This window comes from Dolichospermum circinale AWQC131C (assembly GCF_000426905.1).
Classification (GTDB): domain Bacteria; phylum Cyanobacteriota; class Cyanobacteriia; order Cyanobacteriales; family Nostocaceae; genus Dolichospermum; species Dolichospermum circinale.
On the sequence record NZ_KE384643.1, the window covers coordinates 4,253 to 7,429 of the forward strand.

Genomic DNA, 3,177 nt, shown 5'->3' on the forward strand with positions numbered 1-3,177 from the left:
ACCCATCTAAAAACATATCCACTTCATCAAAGGCGTAAAATGGGGAGGGACGATAACGCTGGAGGGAGAATATAAAACTCAACGCAGTTAAGGACTTTTCCCCCCCAGACATGGAAGCAAGACGTTGGACGGGTTTACCTTTGGGGTGTGCGACTAGGTTTAAGCTACTGTTAAAGGGATCGTCAGGATTATCTAGTTGCAAATAACCGTCCCCATCTGATAAAATGGCGAAAATTGATTGAAAATTTTCGTTTACCGCGTCGAAGGCTTCTTTAAATGCTTTTTGACGTAACGTGGTAAAGTTTTCAATTCTTAATAATAATTCTGTTCGTTCCCCTTCCAAAGTCTCTAATTTTTCGGTAAGTTCTTGGAGACGACCTTTGACTTTATCGTATTCTTCCAAGGCTAACATATTTACAGGTTCCATGGCCTGTAAGCGTTTGCTTAAACTCCGTAATTCTTTTTGTAGGTCTTCTAAGTTAACTTTACCAGGAATTTCTGGCAGGGGACTGGGTAATTCTGCACCTAAGTCTCTTAACTGGTTTTGTAGCGCTGTTAGGTCTTCTCGACGTTTTTCCTGGGTTTGTGCCAGTTTCTCTATTTCCCATTGTAATTGCTGTTGACGCAATAAGAGCGATCGCAATTCTGTTTCTGTCAGATCCCGATTTTTCTTCTCTTCTCCTAAATTTTCTGCCAATTTCTGCAAATTACTCTCATTGACAGCAATTAAATGATTTAATTCTTCAATTTGGTTATTGACTGTTGCTGCTTGCTGTTTACTGGTTGTTTCTTCCTGTTGATATTGAATAACTCGCGCTTGGGATTCTTCTATTTTTTCTTGTAACCGCTGTTGTTGATTTTCTAGATTTTTTAACTGTTGTTGTCCATCCCTTAGTGCTGTTTCCCGTTGTTGCAATTCTTGTTCTTGCATTTTCATGGTACTTTGGATTTGTTGCCATTCTTTGGGAGTTTGGGAAGATTCTAAATCAGTTAATATCAGTCTCAATTGTTGTAATTGAGTTTCTTGTGCTGGTAATTCCCGATTTAAAATTTCTAAACGGGATTGTGCAGTTGTGAATTTTTCCGTATTTTGGGAAAGTTGACTGCGAGTATTTTCTAGTTGGCTTGTTAAATTCTTAATCTCTTTATTTAATTGTTCTAAATATAATTGTTGTTCTCTCTTTGCTTGACGTGCTTCTGTTAATTCTTGACTCAGGGCTTTCATGGAAGTTGCTAAAGTATTAATAGCTTCTCCACAACGTTCTAAAATCCGATCAATATCCATTAAGCGAGTTTTTAAATTTCCGACCTCTTCCCCTTCCCCAGTTTCACCTTTTTCAAACCGCAAAGAGGAACGCTGGCTACTACTACCTCCCGTCATTGCTCCACTTGTTTCTAATAATTCCCCTTGTAAAGTGACAATGCGATAGAGTCCGATATTTTTTCGCGCTTGAGCCAGACTAGCAAAAATCACCGTATTACCAAAAACATAAGTAAAAACATCTAGATAACGGCGATCGCATTCTACCAAATTTACGGCATAATTAACGAAACCATCAGCTAAACGCAGAGTTGCGTCCTGAGTAAATTTAGGGACTTTAATTTTATTCAAAGGTAAAAAAGTTGCCCTTCCTGCCTTTTTTTGTTTTAAGAGTTCAATTCCCGCAGAGGCTACACTATCATCTTCCACAACAATATACCCCAACCGACCACCAGCAGCGGTTTCCAATGCTAATTGATACTTAGGTTCAACCTTCCCCAACTGCACTACCAAACCGCACAAACCGGGCATTTCTGACTGTAAAATTACTTTACTAGCTTGTGTTCCTTGTATTTCTTGTTGGGCTTGAGTCTGTGCTTCTAATTTATCTAACTGACGTTGTTTCTCCCGTTGTTCTTGTAAAAGCCGCTTTTGAGTATCTTGTTGAATTTGTAACTCTTGTTCTGTGGCGGTGAGATTTTCCGCTAAATTCTGAATAGGTAAACTAGCAGCATTAAATTCTGTCTCGACTTGTGCAAATTCAACTTGTTTTTGAGTTAATTCGGGTTGTAAAGTTGCAATTAATTGAGATTGTTCAGAAATCAGCAGTTGTAATTGAGTATTGCGTTCTTGTAATTGAGCTTGTTCCGTGCGTTGAGGTTCAAGAATATGTAGTAAAGATTCTATATTCCGATTTAGTTCGGTTTGTTGTTGTACCCAAGCTTCCGAAGCACTAGCAACTTCCGCCGCAGCTTGACGAGAACTTTCTAAATTTTGTTGAGCGGTATCACGTTCTGATTTTAGGGACGTTTCACGGAACGTCTCTACAATATGACTTTTCCTAGCCTCCTCTAAAGAGAGTTGATATTGTTGAATTTCCTGATAAGTTTGATTTAAACGTTTTGTAGATTCTTGGATAGATACTTCCAATTCCCCTTGTTGTCGTTGGAGTTGTTTGCGTTCCGCTTCTTGAGTAGCAAGTTCAGATTGAACTACTAGAAGTTCCTCCTCACCCAAAGCCTTAACCCGGAGATTGCGTTGTTCTAGTTCAGTATTTTTCTCTTCAATTTGGGTATTAATTGTTGTTAACTGATTAGTAAAATCCCTGAAATTGCGATCGCTTTCTTCAACCTGTGAAACCAGCTTTTCCTGTTGTAATTGCAGAGAACGCCAAGATAGAACTGCTTCCCAAGATTGCTTTTCCAGAAATTCCGTCCGTAGCTGTTGATACTTTTGAGCCTTAGCCTGATCTTGATAAAGTCGCTCACATTGTACAGTTAATTCATTCTGAATAATACGACAACTATCTTCCCGATCCTTCACCTCATCCAAAGTTGACTTAGCTTGAACAATCTTACGATCATAAGTTGCCACTCCGGCCAACTCATCAATAATTTCTCGACGTTCGCGGCCATTCATCGAGATAATACTAGTAACATCACCCTGTAAAACCACATTATAACCTTCAGGATAAATCCGCAATCTCTCCAAATCCTCATGTAACTCAGTCAGAGTACAAGGTACACCATTAATATAATAATTAGACGTATAACCACCCTGTTGAGACACCCGCAACCGACGGGTAACACTCCAGTCAGAGGATTTTGGATTTTGGATTTTAGATTTTGGATTTTCTTCCGCTACTTCCTCCCCGTCCTCCCTTGATTTTGGATTTTGGATTTTGGATTTTGGATTTT

General features: G+C 39.1%; 1 protein-coding gene. It reads right to left on the bottom strand.

Annotation, left to right across the window (positions count from 1 at the left end):
* The coding region (gene smc / locus ACIR131C_RS23370) for a chromosome segregation protein SMC (RefSeq protein ID WP_231395501.1) at nucleotides 1-3,177 on the bottom strand (3,177 nt) is incomplete at both ends.